At 42.0% G+C, this 288-nt stretch carries 1 pseudogene; it reads right to left on the bottom strand.

Annotation, left to right across the window (positions count from 1 at the left end):
* Window positions 1–250, bottom strand: a pseudogene (locus FLQ44_RS17045) (FAD-dependent oxidoreductase); the annotation flags it as partial.
* Window positions 251–288: the final 38 nt, after the last annotated feature.

Genomic DNA, 288 nt, shown 5'->3' with positions numbered 1-288 from the left:
TTTTGACTTCTACATGTGTATAAATAGGCGCATTAAATCGCTTGGCATATTTTTCAAAGTACTCCGCAACTTGATCATGGTGTACAAAACTATCTGGATCTGCATCAAACGCCATATTGGGAAAGCGATCATGCCAACAAGGTCCATTGGCCACTAAAGAATCCCAACGGCGTGTACGCCAAGCTTCCGCTATTCGATTTTTTTCTAAGACCACATGAGGAATGTTTAATTCAGTCAGATGTTCACTCATTGCCACACCAGCTTGACCTGCACCAATAACCACAGTAT

It is taken from the genome of Vogesella mureinivorans, from assembly GCF_007644035.1.
In the GTDB taxonomy this organism is placed as follows: domain Bacteria; phylum Pseudomonadota; class Gammaproteobacteria; order Burkholderiales; family Chromobacteriaceae; genus Vogesella; species Vogesella mureinivorans.
Note: the sequence above shows the minus strand (reverse complement) of the source record. Positions and strands in the feature narration are given on the sequence as shown.